This window comes from Micromonospora yongxingensis (assembly GCF_052601155.1).
On sequence record NZ_JBQXEO010000022.1, the window covers coordinates 1 to 18,376 of the forward strand.

The 18,376-nt window shown below is 73.1% G+C and carries 21 protein-coding genes; 11 read left to right on the top strand and 10 right to left on the bottom strand.

What is annotated here, in order from left to right; translation table 11 throughout:
• On the top strand, window positions 1-913 hold a 913-nt coding region (locus tag ACTWLT_RS23590; RefSeq protein ID WP_445320260.1), incomplete at its 5' end, for a glycosyltransferase family 9 protein.
• The gene (locus tag ACTWLT_RS23595) at window positions 897-1,880 is read left to right on the top strand and encodes a DNA topoisomerase IB (RefSeq protein ID WP_445320261.1); all 984 of its coding nucleotides are present in this window, start codon (window positions 897-899) and stop codon (window positions 1,878-1,880) included. The genes ACTWLT_RS23590 and ACTWLT_RS23595, both read left to right, overlap by 17 nt.
• A 175-nt stretch (window positions 1,881-2,055) precedes the next feature.
• On the opposite strand, the gene ACTWLT_RS23600 is transcribed toward ACTWLT_RS23595, so the two are convergent.
• Together ACTWLT_RS23600 and ACTWLT_RS23605 are read right to left on the bottom strand one after the other, a co-directional pair.
• On the bottom strand, window positions 2,056-3,090 hold the full coding sequence (locus tag ACTWLT_RS23600) for an AraC-like ligand-binding domain-containing protein (protein WP_445320262.1): 1,035 nt from the start codon (window positions 3,088-3,090) through the stop codon (window positions 2,056-2,058).
• 9 nt (window positions 3,091-3,099) lie between these two features.
• The gene (locus ACTWLT_RS23605; RefSeq protein ID WP_445320263.1) at window positions 3,100-3,861 is read right to left on the bottom strand and encodes a TetR/AcrR family transcriptional regulator; all 762 of its coding nucleotides are present in this window, start codon (window positions 3,859-3,861) and stop codon (window positions 3,100-3,102) included.
• A gap of 81 nt (window positions 3,862-3,942) precedes the next feature.
• Here ACTWLT_RS23605 and ACTWLT_RS23610 point away from each other — a divergent pair, with 81 nt between their 5' ends.
• Window positions 3,943-5,565: an MFS transporter gene (locus tag ACTWLT_RS23610; protein WP_445320264.1), complete on the top strand. Its 1,623-nt coding sequence runs from the start codon at window positions 3,943-3,945 to the stop codon at window positions 5,563-5,565.
• Between the two features lie 72 nt (window positions 5,566-5,637).
• Here ACTWLT_RS23610 and ACTWLT_RS23615 read toward each other — a convergent pair whose 3' ends face one another.
• The 4 genes from ACTWLT_RS23615 to ACTWLT_RS23630 all read right to left on the bottom strand — a co-directional run bounded on the left by ACTWLT_RS23615 (window position 5,638) and on the right by ACTWLT_RS23630 (window position 9,148).
• Window positions 5,638-6,141: a hypothetical protein gene (locus ACTWLT_RS23615; protein ID WP_445320265.1), complete on the bottom strand. Its 504-nt coding sequence runs from the start codon at window positions 6,139-6,141 to the stop codon at window positions 5,638-5,640.
• Window positions 6,142-6,201: 60 nt separating this feature from the next.
• On the bottom strand, window positions 6,202-7,833 hold the full coding sequence (locus ACTWLT_RS23620; protein WP_445320266.1) for a RecQ family ATP-dependent DNA helicase: 1,632 nt from the start codon (window positions 7,831-7,833) through the stop codon (window positions 6,202-6,204).
• A gap of 140 nt (window positions 7,834-7,973) precedes the next feature.
• Window positions 7,974-8,924, bottom strand: coding sequence for a TIGR03557 family F420-dependent LLM class oxidoreductase (locus tag ACTWLT_RS23625; RefSeq protein ID WP_252420277.1), 951 nt, complete (start codon window positions 8,922-8,924; stop codon window positions 7,974-7,976).
• Window positions 8,925-9,022: 98 nt separating this feature from the next.
• The gene (locus tag ACTWLT_RS23630; protein WP_255421242.1) at window positions 9,023-9,148 is read right to left on the bottom strand and encodes a hypothetical protein; all 126 of its coding nucleotides are present in this window, start codon (window positions 9,146-9,148) and stop codon (window positions 9,023-9,025) included.
• Window positions 9,149-9,364: 216 nt separating this feature from the next.
• Between ACTWLT_RS23630 and ACTWLT_RS23635 the strand changes: the two genes are divergently transcribed.
• Window positions 9,365-10,855 (top strand): glycoside hydrolase family 3 protein, encoded by a 1,491-nt coding sequence (locus ACTWLT_RS23635; protein WP_445320267.1) that lies wholly within the window; start codon window positions 9,365-9,367, stop codon window positions 10,853-10,855.
• Window positions 10,856-10,882: 27 nt separating this feature from the next.
• Here the strand turns inward: ACTWLT_RS23635 and ACTWLT_RS23640 are convergent, their stop codons facing one another.
• Together ACTWLT_RS23640 and ACTWLT_RS23645 are read right to left on the bottom strand one after the other, a co-directional pair.
• A complete protein-coding gene (locus tag ACTWLT_RS23640; protein ID WP_252420281.1) occupies window positions 10,883-11,170 on the bottom strand; it encodes a GNAT family N-acetyltransferase in 288 nt (95 codons plus the stop codon).
• Window positions 11,167-12,384 (bottom strand): cysteine desulfurase-like protein, encoded by a 1,218-nt coding sequence (locus ACTWLT_RS23645; protein ID WP_445320268.1) that lies wholly within the window; start codon window positions 12,382-12,384, stop codon window positions 11,167-11,169. The genes ACTWLT_RS23640 and ACTWLT_RS23645 overlap by 4 nt, the downstream gene beginning before the upstream one ends.
• 95 nt (window positions 12,385-12,479) lie before the next feature.
• Here ACTWLT_RS23645 and ACTWLT_RS23650 point away from each other — a divergent pair, with 95 nt between their 5' ends.
• The 7 genes from ACTWLT_RS23650 to ACTWLT_RS23680 all read left to right on the top strand — a co-directional run bounded on the left by ACTWLT_RS23650 (window position 12,480) and on the right by ACTWLT_RS23680 (window position 16,910).
• Window positions 12,480-12,845, top strand: coding sequence for a hypothetical protein (locus tag ACTWLT_RS23650; RefSeq protein WP_252420285.1), 366 nt, complete (start codon window positions 12,480-12,482; stop codon window positions 12,843-12,845).
• 58 nt (window positions 12,846-12,903) lie between these two features.
• Entirely contained in the window at window positions 12,904-13,725 is an 822-nt protein-coding gene (locus ACTWLT_RS23655; protein ID WP_445320269.1) for a DUF1206 domain-containing protein, read from the top strand.
• Between the two features lie 80 nt (window positions 13,726-13,805).
• Window positions 13,806-15,002 (top strand): mechanosensitive ion channel family protein, encoded by a 1,197-nt coding sequence (locus tag ACTWLT_RS23660; RefSeq protein ID WP_445320270.1) that lies wholly within the window; start codon window positions 13,806-13,808, stop codon window positions 15,000-15,002.
• Window positions 15,003-15,376: 374 nt separating this feature from the next.
• Window positions 15,377-15,811 (top strand): phage holin family protein, encoded by a 435-nt coding sequence (locus tag ACTWLT_RS23665; protein ID WP_252420307.1) that lies wholly within the window; start codon window positions 15,377-15,379, stop codon window positions 15,809-15,811.
• Window positions 15,808-16,149, top strand: a complete 342-nt coding sequence (locus tag ACTWLT_RS23670) for a DUF3618 domain-containing protein (protein WP_445320271.1) — start codon at window positions 15,808-15,810, stop codon at window positions 16,147-16,149. The genes ACTWLT_RS23665 and ACTWLT_RS23670 overlap by 4 nt, the downstream gene beginning before the upstream one ends.
• A complete protein-coding gene (locus tag ACTWLT_RS23675; protein ID WP_252420309.1) occupies window positions 16,146-16,418 on the top strand; it encodes a DUF4235 domain-containing protein in 273 nt (90 codons plus the stop codon). The genes ACTWLT_RS23670 and ACTWLT_RS23675 overlap by 4 nt, the downstream gene beginning before the upstream one ends.
• Window positions 16,419-16,706: 288 nt before the next feature.
• Entirely contained in the window at window positions 16,707-16,910 is a 204-nt protein-coding gene (locus ACTWLT_RS23680; protein ID WP_007458127.1) for a cold-shock protein, read from the top strand.
• Window positions 16,911-17,062: 152 nt separating this feature from the next.
• Here the strand turns inward: ACTWLT_RS23680 and ACTWLT_RS23685 are convergent, their stop codons facing one another.
• Window positions 17,063-17,257, bottom strand: a complete 195-nt coding sequence (locus tag ACTWLT_RS23685; RefSeq protein ID WP_445320272.1) for a hypothetical protein — start codon at window positions 17,255-17,257, stop codon at window positions 17,063-17,065.
• A 94-nt stretch (window positions 17,258-17,351) separates the two neighbouring features.
• Window positions 17,352-18,335 (bottom strand): aldo/keto reductase, encoded by a 984-nt coding sequence (locus tag ACTWLT_RS23690; RefSeq protein ID WP_445320273.1) that lies wholly within the window; start codon window positions 18,333-18,335, stop codon window positions 17,352-17,354.
• Window positions 18,336-18,376: the final 41 nt, after the last annotated feature.

Here is an 18,376-nt window from a genome sequence, read left to right on the forward strand (position 1 = left end):
AACCGCGGTGCCCGCGCTGCGGGCACTACGCGCCGCGTACCCCGGCCAGGAACTGGTGCTCGCGGCACCCGCCTGGCTGGCACCACTGGTCGACCTCGTCGGCGGCGTCGACCGGCTGGTCGACACCACCGGGCTGGACGGGCTGGCCTGGCCCGGGCCGGCCCCGCAGATCGCCGTCAACCTGCACGGCAAAGGCCCCCAGTCACACCGGATGCTCGCCGACACGCAGCCCCGACGACTGCTCGCCTTCGCCAACGCCGACGCCGGCTTCACCGACGGCCCGCCCTGGACCCCCGACGAACACGAAGTCCACCGGTGGTGCCGGCTGCTGTCCTGGTACGACATCCCCGCCGACCGCACCAACCTGACATTGCGCCGGCCGGAACCAGCCGATCTGCCCGCCGGGGCCACCGTGCTGCATCCCGGCAGCAACATCCCCGCGAAGCGTTGGCCCGCCGAACGGTTCGCGGCGCTGGCCCGGGCGCTCACCGACCGGGGTCACCGGGTGCTGCTCACCGGCTCGGCCGACGAACGGATGCTGGCCGTCCGGGTGGCCGAGGCAGCCGGCCTGCCACCCACCGCGGTGCTGGCCGGCAGGACCGACCTCGGAGCGCTCGCCGCCCTGGTCGCCGACGCCCGGCTGGTCGTCAGCGGGGACACCGGCGTGGCCCACCTGGCCACCGCCTACGGCACCGCCTCGGTGGTGCTCTTCGGGCCGGTGCCACCGGCCCACTGGGGGCCGCCGCCGGACCGCCCCCAACACCGGGTGCTCTGGGCCGGACAGGTGGATTGGCCCAGGTGGGAGGGGGTAGGAAGCCATCCGACATTGGCGGCCCTGCACCTGGACGAGGTGCTGGCCGCCGTGGCCGAGGTGGAACGGGTGGTGCGGGTCTCCGGTGCGGTTGCGGCGTAGTGATCCGGGTCGGCCGGGATACGGCCGTCGTCGTCGTGGCAAGGGCTGGCTCTACCTCGACCCGAGCGGTGCCCCGGTCAAGGACCCCGAGGTCCTGACCCGGCTGCGCGAGCTGGTCATCCCCCCGGCCTGGCAGGACGTCTGGATCTCGCCGTACCCGAACGGGCACATCCAGGCGACCGGGGTCGACGCGGCCGGGCGCAAGCAGTATCTGTACCACCCGCTGTGGCGGGAGAAGCAGGACGAGGCGAAGTTCGACCACGTGCTGGAGGTGGCCCGGCGACTGCCGGTGCTGCGGCAACGGGTGGGGCACGACCTCAACGGCCGGGGACTGGGGCGGGACCGGGTGCTGGCCACGGTGGCCCGGTTGCTGGACATGGGCATGTTCCGGGTCGGCAGTGACCAGTACGCGGCCGGCGACGAGCCGACGTTCGGAGTGTCCACCCTGCGCCCCGAGCACGCCCGTACGCGGGGCGGCTGTGTGATCTTCGAGTTCCCCGCGAAGGGCGGCATCGAGCAGGTGCGCCGGATCGAGGACCCGGAGCTGTGCCAGGTGCTGACCAACCTGCGCCGTCGCCGGCGGAAGGCGGACCGGCTGTTCGGCTACTGGGACGGCCGGGAGTGGCGCGACGTGCGCAGCGACGAGGTCAACGGCTACCTGCGCGACGCCAGTGGCGGGGAGATGACGGCCAAGGACTTCCGCACCTGGCACGCCACCGTGCTCGCCGCCACCGAACTGGCCACCGTCGGCCCGGCGCGGTCGATGACCGCGCGGCGCAGGGCCGTGGTCGCGGTGATGCGCGAGGTCGCCGAACTTCTGGGCAACACACCCACGGTGGCCCGTACGTCCTACGTGGACCCCCGGGTCGTCGACCTCTACCACGACGGGGTGGTGGCGCCGGTGGACCCGCAAGCGCCCCGCGAGGAGGCCGAAAGGATCGTGCTGGAGCTGCTGGAGAAGGCCTGACCGGCCCCGCCGACGATCCTGGGGGGAGAGTGACGGGACCGGGGTCTCGGCCTGACCGTCGGGGTCGACACCGGGCGGCCGCCCGCCGCGGCCTGGCGGCGGGCGCCTCGCCACGGCCCCCGTTACGGTCGACCGTGGGCCCGCTGGACGGGCGGCGGGTCGGCCGCGTCGGTTGTCAGTCTGCCTCTGCCGAGTTGACCATGGACGCCGCGCGGTTGACGATCCGCGCCGGACCGGAGTGCGCCTCGCGGTACGCCTGTGGGCTCAACCCGTACGCCGCCCGGAACACCCGGCTGAAGTGGGCCTTGTCCGGAAACCCCCAGCGTCCGCCGATGGTCTGCACGGCATGGGTGCGCAGCGCCGGGTCGGTGAGGTCGCGCCGGCACCGTGCCAGACGCAGGTCCCGGATGTACGACGCCACGGTGGCCTCCTCGCCCTCGAACAACCGGTGCAGTGAGCGCAGCGAGATGTGGTGGGCGTCCGCGACGGTCTGCGGGCTGAGCGTCGCGTCGCCGAGGTGGCGGTGGACGTACGCCTGCACCTGGGTGACCAGCGCCCGCCGGCGTACCTCGGTGGGTACCTCGTCCTCGGCGACCAGGTGCCGGCCGAGCATGGTGGTGGCCAGGTCCAGCCCCACGGCACCGAGCCGGCTGGCGTCGGCGGCGTGGTACTGCTCGGGGTGCCCGGTGACCTGGAGCAGGAACTGCGCCAGCAACGCCCCGACTCCCTCGCTGCCGGACATCCGGCCGCCGTACAGCGCGGCCATCCGCTGCGGCGGTAGGGGCAGCGCCGCGTGCGGGATCATCGCGATGATGGAGCTGGCCTGGCCCTGCTCCGGCTCGGTGGCGTGGTGGCCGACGTCGTGCGGGCGGGAGGCGTCGTAGAAGGTGAACTCGCCGGCCCGGATCTCGCTGCGGCGACCGTCCTGGCTGGACGTGCCGACACCGCCCGTCGTGAGGGCGAGCATGTAGAGCTCCGGATCCGACTGGCGGACGAGCTTGCGGGTCCGGGTGGCGTCCAGCGACGGATAGCGGTAATCGATCAGCTGGATCGGGCCGAGATCGATGAAGTCGGCCCGGGCGGCGAAGTCGTCGGCGTGCGCGGACTGGATCCGCATCGGCGCCGAGGTGCGCGCCACCAGGTCCAGCCACATCCCGAACCGCTCAGCGGGCGGAAGGACGGTGGTGTCGACGGTGTCCCTGTGCAACATCGGGCCCCCTCAGACCGCTCGACGCCGGATCAGGGCTTCGATGCCGTCGAGGATGCGGTCGAGGCCGAAGACGAACTCGTCGTCGGGATTGTCCTCCTGGCCCAGCACGCCGGAGGTCAGCACCCGGTGCAGCGACGGGAAGCGGGCCGGGTCGATGAGCCGGCTGACCATCCGGCTGTACGCGGGCATCATCTCGCCCGGCTCGATGCCGGCGGCCCGGCTGCCCTCGGTGATCTGCGCGGTGAGGGTGGCCTCGTTGCGGACGTAACCCGTGATCAGTAGGAGTGCGGACATCCTCTCGCCCTCGGCCAGTGCGGTGCCGTCGAGGCAGCGCAGCCCGTCCTCGAGCCAGCCGAGCTGCTGGGGGGTGATCGGCGGGCCGGTGATCGGCACGTGCAGCAGCCAGGTGCGTTGCCGCAGCACGTCGTGTTCGGCCCAGGCCCAGCGGGTCAGGCCGGCGCGCCAGTCGTCCTCGGGTGCGGCCGGGCCGGGCGGTGGGCCGTACCCGGCGTCGACCATGAGCATGAGCAGCTCGTCCTTGGAGCCGACGTACCGGTAGAGGGCCATGGTGGCGGCGCCCAGTTCCTTGGCCACCCGGCTCATCGAGACGGCCGCCAGCCCTTCGGTGTCGGCCACCCGTACTGCGGCGTCCACGATGCCGCCCACGGTCAGCCCGGGCCGGGGGCCCTTGGGTGGCCGCTCGCGCAGCCCCCAGGCGCTCTCGATGGCCGGCGGGATCGCCGGGCCGTTGTCGTCTGTCGTCGCCGCCACATGTCCTCCTTGCCTCGCCATCCTAGTTCTGCGTATGGTCTACGCATTACAGCGTACGTCATACGCAGAAGGAGTCCTCCCATGACAGCGACGACCGCACCGGCACCCCGCGCGGGCCGGCGGGAGTGGATCGGGTTCACGGTGCTGATGCTGCCGCTGCTCCTGGTCTCGATGGACGTGTCGGTGCTCTACTTCGCCGTCCCGTTCATCAGCGAGGAACTGCGCCCCACCGCCACCCAGCAGCTCTGGATCTTCGACATCTACGGCTTCGTGCTGGCCGGACTGCTGATCACCATGGGCGCCCTGGGCGACCGGATCGGCCGGCGCCGGCTGCTGCTGCTCGGCGCCGCCGCGTTCGGCGCGGCGTCCCTGCTGGCCGCGTACGCCGACAGCCCCGCGACCCTGATCGCCGCGCGCGCCGTGCTCGGCGTCGGCGGGGCCACCCTGATGCCCTCCACCCTCGCCCTGGTGCGCAACATGTTCCACGACGCCAGGCAGCGCGGCACCGCGATCGGCATCTGGACGGCCACGCTCACCGGCGGCATCGCGATCGGTCCGGTGCTCAGCGGCATCCTGCTGGAGCACTTCTGGTGGGGCTCGATCTTCCTGATCAACATTCCGGCGATGCTGCTGCTGCTCCTGCTCGCCCCGGTCCTGGTGCCCGAGTTCCGCAACCCGGCGGGCGGGCGGTTCGACCTGCTCGGCGCGGTGCTCTCGCTCGGCGCCCTGCTGCCGGTCATCTACGGGATCAAGGAGATGGCCCGCGACGGCGTCGACGCGGCGCGGGTGGCGGCCGTCGTCGCCGGCCTGCTGGTCGGGGCGCTGTTCCTGCACCGGCAGCGCACCGGGGCGTACCCGATGATCGACCTGGCGTTGTTCCGCCGCCGTGGCTTCGCGGGGTCGCTCGCGGTCAACCTGCTGGCGATGTTCGCCCTGGTCGGCTTCGCCATCTTCACCACCCAGCACCTCCAGTTGGTGTTCGGCCTGAGCCCGCTGCGGGCGGCACTGTGGAGCCTCGTGCCCTCGCTGGCGGTGGGTGGGATCGCCCCGGCCGCGGCCGCGCTCGCCCAGCGCGTCGAGCGCGCGTACCTGATCGGGACGGGTTTCGGCATCGCCGTGGTCGGCTTCGTGGTGCTGACCCGGCTCACGCCGGAGTCGCACCTCTGGCTGCTGCTGCTCGGCGCCAGCATCTACGCGGCCGGTCTGGTGATGGTGATGTCGCTGGTCACCGAGCTGGTGCTCGGCGCGGCGCCGCCGGAGCAGGCCGGTGTCGCCTCGGCGCTGACCGAATCCAGCAGTGAGCTGGGCGGCGCGCTGGGCATGGCGATCCTGGGCAGCGTCGGCGCGGCGGTCTACCGCCGGGAGGTCGTCGACGGCCTGCCCGCCGGGCTGCCGGCGGAGGCGCGGGACACGGCCCGGGAGACGTTGGCCGGCGCCCTGGCGGTGGCCGAGGGGCTGCCGGCCCAGCTGGGCGACACGGTGCTGCACGCCGCTCGGCTCGCGTTCACCGACGGGCTGCACCTCGCCGCGATCGCCGCCGTGGTGGCGATGCTGCTGGGCGCGGCGACCGCGCTGGTCGCGCTGCGCGGCGTGCGGCCCGGTGACCCCGCCGTGCCGGAGGCCGACCCGGTCCCGGCCGGTCCGGCCGCATCGGCGGTGGCGGACGGTCGGACGCCGACCCCGACCGGTCCGGCGACCTCCTGACCAGCACAGCAGAGCGGCCGCCCGGTGGGCCTCCCCGCAGGGGGACCACCAGGCGGCCGCCTGTCGGGTGGGTCAGTCGTTGAGGACGTGCGCGAGCCGGTCGCGGAAGCGCCGCTCGGAGTCGCTGACCGACTCGCCGCCGAGGCCCAGCAGCCCACCGCTGGAAGCGGCGCCCACCACCTGCTCGGCGATCTTGACGAGCCAGTGCTTGTACGCGCCGGCCTCGCCCTCGTCGACCCGCGCCGCCAGCAGCGTGGCGGCCTCGGTGGCCCGCAGCAGCACGTCGTCGATCATCGCCCGGGGGTCGGCGGGAGCGATGACCGGCAGCTCCTCGCCGCTGTCCGGGTCGCCGACCCGGGTCACGATCTCGCCGGCCACGGCGGCGACCAGCGGGCTGGCCGACTCCCGGCCGGCGGCGATGGTCTCCAACCCGGCAGCGTTCTCCGCCATGGTCCGGCGGGTGCCGTCGGACTCGGCGGCGCTCGCCGCGGTCAGCACCGACTGCGGCAGGCCGACCAGCAGCCCCCACTCCTCGTCGGAGAAACCGAAACCGGTGTACGCCGGCTGCTCGATCACGGCAACGCCCCTTCCACCCTGCTCTGCTTGGTCAATCGGTTGGCCCGGTGCCCGGTCAGGCTAGTCGAGGGTCAGCAGGCCCTGTTCGGACACCACGCGCACCGACAGCGTCTTGTACCCGACCTCGTCGAAGAGAACCGTCATCTTGTCCTCCTCGTACCCGAGCACCATGCCGGCCCCCCACTCCGGGTGGCGCACCTGGCTGTGCACGGGGAACGGCCCGACCGCGCCGTCGTCGGCGACGCTGGTGCCGGCGTGGCAGTTGTCGCAGTGCCCGCAGACCTGGGTCATCTGCTCGCCGAAGTACGCCAGCAGGGTCTGCCCCCGGCAGGCGCTGGTCTCGGCGAAGGCCCGCATCATGTCGGTGCGGGACCGCGTCACCGTCTGCTGTCGCTCCGCCTCGGCCAGCGCGGCCGCGGCGGCGTCGACCGGGGTGGGGGAGTAGCGGGGCGCGCCGATGCGCTGCCGGGCGCGTGGCTCGGCCGCCCCGACCTGCTCCAGCAGAGAGAGGTACTGGCCGAGCTTGCGCGGCCCGAGGCCGGTGGCCTCGCGCAGTTCGGTCTTGGTGGCCGGCTTGCGGCGCAGCAACGCGGCCAGGTCGCGTAGCTCGTTCTCGTCGGGCAGGCCACCGCTGAAGAACCGTTGCAGGCCCACGTCCTCGGCCTGCCAGAGCAGCAGCACCCGGGCCGGCTGCCCGTCGCGCCCGGCCCGGCCGATCTCCTGGAAGTAGCTGTCCGGCGAGTCGGGCAGCGCCATGTGCACCACCCAGGCGATGTTGGGCTTGTCGATGCCCATCCCGAACGCCGAGGTGGCCACCATGATGGGCACCTCGTCGGCGAGGAACGCCTCGTGCAGCTCGGCACGCGGGCCGGCCGCCATCCCACCGTGGTAGAACTGCGCCGGGAAGCCGGCGTCGGTCAGCCTGGCGGCGAGTTCCTCGGCGGCCCGGCGGGTCGGCACGTAGATGATCCCCGGCCGCTCGTCGTCGCGCAGCAGCGTGACCAGACGCCGCCACCGGTAGTCCTCCGTGGGGCAGTGCGCCACCTCGAGGAAGAGGTTGGGCCGGTCCAGCCCGGAGACCACCACCTCCGGCTTGCGCAGTCGCAGGCGGGCGATGATGTCGTCGCGTACCGGCGGGGACGCCGTGGCGGTCAGCGCGACCACGGGTGGCCGGCCGATGCCCTCGATCAGATGCCCGAGCGCCAGGTAGTCGGGGCGGAAGTCGTGCCCCCAGGCCGAGATGCAGTGCGCCTCGTCGATCGCCACCAGCGCCGGCTTGAGTGCCGCCACCTCGACCATCCGATCGGGGTTGCTCAACTGCTCGGGTGTGATGAACAGGAACTCCGCCCGGCCCTCGCGAATCTCGGCGATCGCCTCGGCCTGCTGGGCGGCCGACTCGTTCGAGCTGATCCGCACCGCCCGCAGCTCCGGACGCTGGCGCTCGTTGAGCGCGGCGATCTGGTCCTGCTGCAGGGCCAGCAGCGGGGAGATCACCACGGTGGGGCCGGGGATCAGGCTGGCCGGGATCTGGTAGATGGCCGACTTGCCGGCGCCGGTGGGCAGCACCACCAGGGCGTCGCGTCGCTTCATCACCGCGCGCATGGCCGCCAGTTGGTTGGGCCGCAGCGCGGTCCAGCCGAAGAGGCTCCGCGCCGCACGGCGCAACGTCATCGAGTGCGTGGACAGTTTCATCGAGGGCCGGAGGTACCCGAGCCGATCACCACCGAAACTCGTTCGACTGTGGCGCTGGCCATCCGCAACGGGACCGAGATATTGGACAGGTGCCGGCGGTCGGACGGCACCTGTCCAAGACCTCCCCGACGTGGGACGGCTCAGCGCAGGCGGGGCAGGATCTCGCGCTGGTACAGGTCGAACAGGCCCTGGTGGTGCGGGCCGACGTTGGCCACGTACACCTCGTCGAAGCCGGCCTTGGCGTACTTGTCGATCATCTCCAGGTGCGCGTCGACGCTGTTGCCGCAGACGAACGCGTCCTTCATCATCTCCGGCTTGACCAGTTCGGCGGCCTGCTCGAAGTGGCGCGGCGACGGGAGCACCTGGGACAGCTCACCGGGCACCCCGGCGTTGGGCCAGCGCTCGTACGCGATCCGCACGCCCTCGTCCTCGCTGTCGGCGTACGCCGCCTTGAAGCCGGCCTGGCACGGCTTGTCGCCGCCGCCGTTCTCCCGGAAGCGCCGGACCATCTCGGCGTCGGGCATGGTGCTCACGTAGCCGTCGCCGATCCGGGCGGCGAGGTCGATGGACTTCGGGCCGAAGCCGGAGACGTAGATCGGTGGGGGAGTGTCGGGCAGCGTGTAGATCCGGGCCTGCTCGACGGTGTAGTGCTTCCCGTGGTGGTTGACGAAGTCGCCGGTCCACAGCTTGCGCAGCACCTCGACGGCCTCCTCCAGCATCTCCAGGCGGACGTCGGCCTGCGGCCAGGCGTCGCCGAAGATGTGCTCGTTGAGTGCTTCGCCGCTGCCGACGCCGAGCACGAACCGCCCGCCGTGCAGCACGGCGCTGGTCGCCGCCGCCTGCGCGATCACAGCCGGGTGGATCCGCACGGTCGGGCAGGTCACCGCGGTCGTCACCGGCAACGAACAGACCTGGCTGAGGGCGCCGATCATCGACCAGACGAACGGGCTCTGCCCCTGGGCGTCCACCCACGGGTGGTAGTGGTCGGAGATCCACAGGGCCTCGAAGCCGGCTTGTTCGGCACCGCGCGCCTGCTCCAGCAGCTCGGCCGGCGTGAACTCCTCACTGGACAGAAAGTAACCGATCTTCATGGTTCCCCCTCGGCGGTGCGGGCCTGCTGACGGGGAAGCCGTACCCCGGCCGCCGTCGGCCACACCCGGCCCGAGGGTGCCCGATCGGGCGGTCGCGCTCAGCGCCGGCCGAACATCGCCCGGATGGCGGCGAGGAGCAGCAGGGCGCCGACCACCAGGCCGAGCAGGCGTACGCCGGGGATGTCGGCCGGGCTCGTCGCGTCGGCCAGCAGGGCGGGATCCATGCCCGCACTCTCCCGGGGACCGCGCCTCCAGGCAACTGTAAGGTTTATTGACTATTGAATCGCCCGGTGTGACCATGGCAGCACCGCCTGCCGGTGGCGGTGCGCCCAGGGCGCGCGAGAGATGGGGTACGGGGGCCGCATGAGCGAGCGCAACCACCGGGTCGGCGCTGGCGCGCCAGCGCCGGGGACCAACGCCGACCACCACGGGGGGCCGGCGTGACCGCGCCCAGCGGACACCTCCCGGCGCTGGCCGCCGCCGTGCTGCAACCCGGGTTCGTCGGCACCACCCCACCACCGTGGGTGTGCCGCTGGCTCGGCGAGGGGCTCGGCTCGGTGGTGCTCTTCGCCCGCAACGTCGTCGACACCGCCCAGGTGGCGGCCCTCACCGCGACGCTGCGCGCCGAGCGGCCCGACGTCATCGTGGCGATCGACGAGGAGGCCGGCGACGTCACCCGGATCGAGTCGGTGCGGGGCAGCTCCCGACCCGGCAACTTCGCCCTCGGCGCGGTCGACGACATCGAGCTGACCGAGGCGGTCGCCCGGGACCTCGGCGTCGAGCTGGCCGCGGCCGGCGTCACCCTCGACTACGCCCCGGACGCCGACGTCAACTCCAACCCCGCCAACCCGGTGATCGGCGTCCGCTCGTTCGGCGCCGACCCGGCGCTGGTCGCGCGGCACACGGCCGCCTGGGTACGCGGACTGCAGGCCGGCGGCGTCGCCGCCTGCGCCAAGCACTTCCCCGGGCACGGCGACACCCGGGTCGACTCGCACCACGACCTGCCCCGGATCACCGCCGACCGGGACCGCCTGGACGCCTGCGAGCTGGCCCCGTTCCGGGCCGCCGTCGCCGCCGGGGTGCAGGCGGTGATGACCGGCCACCTGCTGGTGCCCGCCCTGGACCCGCAGCTGCCGGCGACGTTGAGCCAGCGCATCCTGGGTGGCCTGCTCCGCGACGAGATGGGCTTCTCCGGCGTGGTGGTGACCGACGCCGTGGAGATGCGCGCGGTCGCCGACCGGTACGGCTTCGCCGGGGCGGCGGTCCGCGCGCTCGCCGCCGGAGCCGACGCCATCTGTGTGGGCGGCGAACGGGCCGACGAGCAGGCGGCCCGGGAGCTGCGCGACGCCATCGTGGCGGCGGTCGTCTCCGGTGAGCTGCCCGAGGAGCGCCTCGCCGAGGCGGCCAAACGGGTCGGCCAGCTCGCGGCCTGGACGGTGGCGGCCCGCTCCGAGCGGTCGGCCGGTGCGCGCGGCGGCGCGGACGTCGGGCTCATCGCCGCCCGCCGCGCCGTGCGGGTCACCGTCGCGGCGCCCGGGACGGTCGCGTTGCCGCTGACCCGCGCGGCGCACGTGGTCGAGTTCGAGCCGCCGCGCAACATCGCCATCGGCGCGGAGACCCCGTGGGGCCTCGGCCTGCCGCTGGGCGAGCTGCTGCCCGGCACGAGCACCGTCCGCTACGCCGAGACCGACGTGCCGGCCGACCCGGGCGCCGGGGCGGGTGACCACCCGCTGGTGCTGGTGGTCCGCGACCTGCACCGGCACGAGTGGATGCGGGCCGCGGTGCGGCGCGCGCTGGCCGCCCGCCCGGACACGGTCGTGGTCGAGCTGGGCGTGCCCGAGTTGGTCACCGGCGCGGTGCACCTGGCCACGCACGGCGCCACCCGGGCCAGCGGGCGGGCCGCCGCCGAGGTGCTGACCGGCGCCCGCTGACCTCGACCCGCGCCGGGCACCCGGGCACTACTTCTGTACGGCGACCAGGTCGGCGTACTCCGGGTGCTTGTCGATGAACGCGGCCATGAACGGGCACTGCGGCACCACCGAGCCGCCACGGGCGCGTACCGCGTCCAGGGCGCCCCGGATCAGCGTGGCGCCCACGCCCTTGCCCTGGAACCCCGGGTCCACCTCGGTGTGCGTGAAGACCAGCAGGTCCCCGCGGGTCACGTACGCGGTGAAGCCGGCCAGCGCGTCGTCGACCAGGATCTCGAACCGGTGCTTGGCGGGGTTGTCCTCGACCAGGGTGCTCATCGGCCCATTCTCCCCACCAGCGCGTCCAGTTCGGCGAGCAACCGGTCGACCTCGTCGGCCGTGTTGTAGTGGTAGATGCTGGCCCGGACCGCGCCGCCGCTGTCCCGCAGCCCCATCGTCTGGAAGTACTCGTAGGCGTAGTAGTCGCCGGCGGAGAGGCAGAACCCGGCGGCCCCCAGCGCCCCCTGGGTGGCCGCCGGCGACATCCCGGCGACCCGGAAGGAGACCGTCGGGCAGCGGCGCGCCGGCGACCCGTAGACGGTGATCGCCGGCAGCTCGGCCAGCCCGGCGAGCAGCCGCTCCAGTAGCGCCTCCTCGTGCGCCTGGGCGGCGGCCAGCCCGGCCCGCAGCCGTGCCCGCCGGTCGCCGACCGCGTCCGGGTCCAGCCCGGCGAGGTGGTCCACCGCCGCGGCCACGCCGGCCAGCAGGGGGAAGCTCGGGGTGCCGTACTCGAACCGGTCCGGCACCGCGTCGGAGGACGGGACGAGCTTCGCCGGGCGCAGCGCCGCCCACCGGGCCGGGTCGCCCACCATCGCCGCCAGGTGCGGCCCGGACCACTTGTAGGCGCTGGTGACCAGCACGTCGGCGCCGAGCGAGGCCAGGTCGGTCGGCCCGTGCGGCACCGAGTGCACGCCGTCGACGCAGACCAGCGCGCCGACCGCGTGCGCCGTCTTGGCGATCGCCGGCACGTCCGGCACGGTGCCGATGGCGTTGCTGCCGGCGGTCACCGCGACCAGTCTGGTGCGCTCGTTGACCAGCTCGGCGTACTGGCCGGCGGGCAGCTCACCGGTGTGCCGGTCGACCTCGGCCCAGCGCACCGTCGCTCCGGCCGCCTCGGCGGCCTGCACCCACGGCCGCACGTTGGCGTCGTGGTCCAGCCGGGAGACCACCACCTCGTCACCCGGGCGCCAGCCCGCGCCGAGCGTGCGGGCCAGGGTGTACGTCAGCGCGGTGGCGCTCGGGCCCAGCACCACGCCGGCCGGGTCGGCGTCGAGCAGGTCGGCCACCGCCGACCGGGCGGTGGCCACCAGCTCCAGCGACCGGCGACCCGGCGTGAAGGCGGCACTGCGGTTGCCGACGGCGCTCCGCATGGCGTCGGTGACCGCGTCGATGACACCGGCCGCGGTCTGGGTGCCCCCGGCCCCGTCGAAGTGGACGAAGCCCTCGGTCAGGGCGGGGTAGGCGGCCCGGGTGCGGGCGATGTCGAAGGGCATGTCGGGACCCTAGCCGGTGCCCTCGCACCCCGGTCGGCCGGCGCGATGATCACCGTTGGGTGGAGGTGTCGCGAACGTCTCGTACCCTTGGCGGGGTGACGAACCGACCCGCCACCATCCCGAAGCCCACCGTCCGCCGCGCCGCCGGTCTGTTCGCCGGCCTGGCGCTCGGCCTCGCCGTGCTCGCCGGCTGCAGCTCACAGGGCGCCTCCACAGACTGCGGGCTGGACGCCTGCACGGTCACCTTCGAGCGGGGTGTCGACGCGAGCGCCACCATCCTGGGCGTCGAGGCCAAGCTGGTCGGCGCCGAAGGCGACCAGGTGACCGTCGAGGTCGCCGGCGAACAGCTCACCCTCACCACCGGCCAGCAGGCCACCGAGGCCGGGGGCTTCGCGGTCACCCTGGACAGCGTCACCGACCAGCAGGTCAAGATTCGCGTTTCACGCAACCCGGGCAACTGACGAGCGCGGGGGCGGTGGCCGACGTTTGGGGATCTCCGGAATCGGAGATTGTGGCGCCATGTCACTCACCCGTAGCGCCGAAGCCACCGCCTCCCGTACGGCGGACAGCCGGTGGCTGGAACTCCTCGCCCGGGCCGGCTTCATCGGCTACGGCATCGTCCACCTGCTCTTCGCCTGGCTGGCGTTGCAGATCGCGTTCGGGAAGTCCAGCGACGACGGCGACCAGTCCGGCGCCCTGCGGACCCTCTCCGCGCAGCCGCTGGGCAGGTTCCTCGTCATCGCCACCGCGGTGGGCCTGCTCGCGATGGCGATCTGGCAGGCGCTGGAGGCGGCGGTGGGGCACCGCGCCGAGCAGGGCAGGGAGCGGGTCGTGGAGCGGCTCGGCTCGGCCGGCCGGACCATCGTCTACCTCTACTTCGCCTGGACCGCGTTCAAGGTCTTCAAGGACGCCGGTTCCAACAGCGCCGACCAGCAGGAGGCGTTGACCGGCAAGCTGATGACCTCCAGCGGCGGCCGTTGGCTGGTCGGCCTGGCCGGGCTGGTGCTCGCCGCGATCGGTGTCGGCCTGGTGATCTACGGTCTGGTCAAGCGGTTCGAGAAGCACCTGAAGACCGGGCAGATGAGCCCGAAGACCCACAAGCTGACCCGCCGGCTGGGCATCGCCGGCTATGTCGCCAAGGGCATCGCGTACGGCATCGCCGGCCTGCTGATCATCGTGGCGGCGGTGAACTACGACCCGGAGAAGGCCCGTGGTCTGGACGCCGCGCTGCACGCGCTGCGCGAGCAGTCCTACGGCACGGTGCTGCTGACCCTGGTCGCCCTCGGCATCGCCGCCTTCGGCCTGTTCTGCTTCCTGCAGTCCCGGTACCGCAAGGTCTGAGCTCGCCGATTCGGGAGGCGTGGGGCACTATTGGGCTTTTGCCCGAGCACCGTCGCCCATCCGGAGGGAGCACCACACCCGTGCAGAGTTACCTCGGAACGGCCGTCGCCGCGCTCGTCGCGGCGGCGGTCGCCCTGTTCCTGGTCGAGGTCGTCCATCGGGTCACCCGGCGGCTCGGCCAGCGCTCACTGCTGATGACGGAGCTGACCGACCACGCGCACCGCCCGTTCCAGGTCGCCGCCACGGTCCTCGCGGTGCAGTTCGCCGCCCGCTTCAGCACCGGGTACGCCGTCGGTGAGGGCTGGCGTCGGCTGCTGCTGCACCTGCTCATCCTCGGCGTCATCGCCACCACCGCCTGGCTGGTGGCCGCGCTGCTGGTGGTCGTGGAGGACACCGCGCTGGCCCGGTTCCGGGTCGACGTGCCCGACAACCGGCACGCCCGGCGGGTACGGACGCAGGTGGTGATGCTGCGCCGGCTCACCATCGCGGTCATCGTCATCCTGACCGTCGGCGTGATGCTCATGACCTTCCCGAGCGTGCGCGGCATCGGCGCCGGCGTGCTGACCTCCGCCGGTGTGGTCGGTGTGGTGGCCGCGCTGGCCGCGCAGAGCCTGCTCGGCAACGTCTTCGCCGGCCTCCAGCTCGCCTTCAGCGACGCGGTCCGGCTCGACGACGTGGTGGTCGTCGAGGGGGAGTGGGGCCGGATCGAGGAGCTGACCCTCAGCTACGTGGTGGTGCAGATCTGGGACGACCGCCGGCTGATCCTGCCCACCTCGTACTTCACCAGCAAGCCGTTCCAGAACTGGACCCGGACCGAGGCGGCGGTGCTCGGCACCGCCGAGTTCGACGTGGACTGGGCGGTGCCGGTGCAGGCCATGCGGGAGGAGCTGCGCCGGCTGGTCGAGAGCACCGAGCTGTGGGACGGCCGGGTCTGCGTCCTGCAGGTGACCGACGCCACCGGCGGGACGGTCCGGGTGCGCGCGCTGGTCAGCGCCGCCGACGCGGGCAGCCTGTGGGATCTGCGCTGCCTGGTACGCGAGCACCTGGTGGCCTGGATCCGCGAGTCCCGCCCCACCGCGATGCCCCGGATGCGCACCGAGCTGGGTGACGCCAGCAGCAACCTGCCCTGGCAGTGGGTGCAGCCGCGCCGCCCGGTACGCCGGCTCGGCGACACCGACGTCCCGGACGACGCCCGCGTCTTCGGCGGCAGCGACGACGGCGCCGCCCGCAGCGAAGCCTTCGTCGGCCCCGAGGAAACCCCCACCCGCCGCCCCTGACCCCGCCCCACCCGCCCCTCCCGCCCCCACCCCAGGTGATCATGAAGTTGGCGACGGCTGTGACGGCGTGTCGCGCCACCAACTTCATGATCAGCGCCGTGGAGTGGACGGGTCGGGCGTTTCTGGGGGACGGGGATCGGCGTTGGTGGGGCGGGGGTGCTGTGAGGTCTTGGGTGGTCCGGCAAGGAAGGTCCGATCGGCGAGGTTTGACCGGGCTTAGGTGGGGGACCTGCTGCCGGACGTCTCTACTGCGCCCGGCTGGGCCAGCGGCTCGGCAACCGCACGAACGGGAACGGTGACCGGGTTGGCGCGCTTTAGGATTGACGGGCGGCGACTCCGGGCATACAGCGCGGTGATGAGGAAAGGAGGACAGCATGGCTGATGTGGCTAACGCCCGCACATCCCAGAACGGGAGCGAGCCCTCCACCGCCGAGTTGGTGCAGCGGGCCACCGAACAGGTCTCCCGCCTGGTGCGGGACGAACTGGCGCTGGCCCGGGCGGAGTTGACCCAGAAGGGCAAGCACGCCGGCATCGGGATCGGCCTGTTCGGCGGCGGCGGCGCGCTGGCGTTCTTCGGCCTGGGCGCGCTGGTCGCCACGGCGATCCTGCTACTCGACCTGGTGCTGCCCGCCTGGGCCGCCGCGCTGATCGTGGCGGTGGCTCTCTTCCTGGTGGCCGGCGTCCTCGCCCTCGTGGGCAAGAAGCAGGTGAGCCGGGCGGTCCCGCCGGTTCCCGCGGCCACCGTCCGCAGCCTCCGGGCCGACGTGGACACCGTCACCGCCGCGGTGAAGGACAGGGGACGGTCATGACGGGCAACGGATCGGGTGACACGGAGGCGCTCCGCGAGGAGATCCGTCGCACCCGGGTCGAGTTGGGCGAGACGATGGAGGCGCTGGCCGCCAAGGCCGACGTCAAGGCGCGCCTGAAGGAATCCGCCGGGCAGGCGAAGGAGCGGGTGCGCGAGCAGGCGGCGCAGACCGTGGCCCGGGTCCGCGGGCAGGCCGTGCGCCGCGCCGAGGACGCACGGGCGCAGGCGCACGAAAAGAGCGAGTTGGTACGACGCAACCCGGTGCCGTGGGCGGCCATCGCCGCCGGTGCGGTGGCCACCGTGGTGGTGCTGATGATCGTGCGGGGGAGGCGTAGGTGAGCAAGGGCATCGGCAGGGCCGCGTACCGGCCGGTCGGCGTGCTGTTGGGTATCGCCGCCGGTGCGGCGGCGGGGGCGATCTTCCGGCAGATCTGGAAGGTCACCGCGGGCGACGGTGAGGCGCCCATCGCGACCGACGAGGACCGGGGCTGGGGCGAGATCCTGGCCGCCGCGGCGTTGCAGGGGGCCATCTTCGCGGTGGTCCGTGCGGCGGTGGATCGGGGTGGAGCGGTCGGTGTCCGGCGGATGACCGGCCACTGGCCGGACTGATCGCCACGGCGCCCTCGGCCCCCTCCCCGCATCGACGGGCAGGGGGCCTTTCGCATCGCGCCGGCCGCCGCCCAGCGACCTGAGGCATCCGTCAGGTCACATGTCGGAGAAATTCGTCGAGAAGGTCGTGACAGACTTTTTGGGTACGTGATTTGCTGATCCACGCTGCTGCGAGATGGCGTGGGTTGAGAGAAGTCTCCTTCGTGGGGGCCGCCTCAGGCGCCGCTGCTCGAAACGGCCAATCGGCCGTACGGCGTGCACGGCCACCAGTTTTAGAAGGAGATACACATGGCGCAGGGAACCGTGAAGTGGTTCAACGCTGACAAGGGCTTCGGCTTCATCACCGTCGACGGCGGGGGTGCTGACGTGTTCGTCCACTTCTCGGCCATCCAGACCAGCGGCTACCGGTCGCTGGAGGAGAACCAGCGGGTGGAGTTCGAGATCGCTCAGGGTCAGAAGGGCCCCCAGGCTGAGCAGGTCCGTCCCCTCTGAGTAATGTGGCCGGCCCCCGCCGGCCAGTGGGACGATCCGGCCAGGGGTCGTTGTGTAGCCCCGTATCCCATCCGGGATGCGGGGCTTTCCACGTGCCAGCCTTCCCGCGTGCCAGCCGCCCCGGAGCCACTGTGGACCAGGCCGGCCGCCGGTCAGTGTCGGCGGCGCGACCGCAGGCCGAACCAGAGCAGCACCAGCCCGGCCAGGGCCACGAGCGGGCCGAGCACCGCCCAGATCCGCTCGTCGGTCATCACGCTGCCGCTGACGTAGCCGAGGCCCTGCACCGTCCACACCGCGCCGATGACGACCGCCAGCAGGCCGAGGGTGAGCGCGAGCCAACCCCTCATCGCGTCCCCCCTCCGCCGGGCCTGCCGGTGCGCCGCCCCGGGTTACCAGCATCGCCGGACGGGCGGCCTGGCGCGAGCACCCGGGGTGCGCGGGTCACCACCGGTCGTGCACCTGGGGGCGGATCAGCTCGTCGTAGACCTCGCGCACGCCCGCCAGCTGCTCGGCCGAGAGCGGCGACAGGTCGGCCGCGGCGGCGTTGCGCCGGGCCTGCTCGGCGTCGCGCGCGCCGGGGATGACGACGGTGACGCCGGCCTGGTCCAGCACCCAGCGCAGCGCGAACTGCGCCATCGTGCGGTCCGCGTCGACCAGCGGCGCCAGCCGGCGTACGGCGGCCAGCCCGCGCTCGAAGTCGACTCCGGAGAACGTCTCGCCGACGTCGAACGCCGCGCCGTGCCGGTTGTAGTTGCGGTGGTCGTCGGCCGGGAACTCGGTGTGCTCGTCGTACCGGCCGGAGAGCAGGCCGCTGGCCAGCGGGACCCGGGCGATGATGCCGACCCCGGCGGCCGCGGCGGCGGGCAGCACCTGCTCCAGCGGCTTGTGCCGCACGGCGTTGAGGATGATCTGGACGCTGGCCACCCCGGGGCGGGCGATCGCGGTGAGCGCCTGGTCGCAGGTCTCCACGCTGACCCCGTACCCGGCGATGGCCTTCTCGGCGACGAGCGTGTCCAGGGCGTCGAAGACCGCGTCGTCGGCGAAGACGGCGGTGGGCGGGCAGTGCAGCTGGACCAGGTCCAGCGTGTCCATCCCCAGGTTGGCCCGGGACCGGTCGGTCCACTGCCGGAAGTTCGCCAGGGTGTACGCCTCCGGCCGCTGCTCGACCCGGCGGCCCATCTTGGTGGCGACGGTCAGCCCGGCGTCGGGCCGGGAGCGCAGGAAGCGCCCGATCAGCTGCTCGCTGCGGCCGTCGCCGTACACGTCGGCGGTGTCCAGGAAGGTGACCCCGGCGTCCACGGCGGCGGTGAGCACCGCCATCGCGTCGTCCTCGGTGACGGTGCCCCAGTCGGCGCCGAGCTGCCAGGCACCCAGGCCGACCACGCCGACGGTCCGGCCGAGCCGGTTGAAGCTGCGCTGTTCCATGCCCCGAGCCTAGTGATCGGGTTGCCGGCCTGCCAGGGGAG